The organism is Bradyrhizobium campsiandrae (assembly GCF_014529705.1).
Classification (GTDB): domain Bacteria; phylum Pseudomonadota; class Alphaproteobacteria; order Rhizobiales; family Xanthobacteraceae; genus Bradyrhizobium; species Bradyrhizobium campsiandrae.
This window is the reverse complement of the sequence record NZ_JAANIH010000312.1, coordinates 1-255: the sequence shown is the minus strand read 5'-3', so window position 1 is coordinate 255 and position 255 is coordinate 1. Positions and strand designations below refer to the sequence as shown.

At 64.3% G+C, this 255-nt stretch carries 1 protein-coding gene; it reads right to left on the bottom strand.

Annotated elements, in window-relative coordinates; genetic code table 11:
* A partial coding sequence (locus tag G8O24_RS43240; protein ID WP_188108479.1) for a hypothetical protein occupies positions 1-255 on the bottom strand: 255 nt, incomplete at both ends.

Sequence of the window (255 nt, the reverse complement as noted above, 5' to 3'; positions counted from 1 at the left end):
CGGCCGCCTTCAGCACCGGGGCCAGCATGTTGCGGAAGAACGCCGAATCGTCGACCAGCAGCACCGACTGCGAATGCATCGACGGTTTCATCTCCTTGCGGGTGAACCAGTCGGCGAACGCCATCGGCAGGAAGTGGCCGACGTCGATCACTTCGGTGGCCTGGCCCTTGATCACGGCCGAGCCGAGGATGCCGCTGGCCGAGCCGCCGACCTCGATGTTGAGGCGTTCCTCGACGATGTCGATGATCTCGTCGA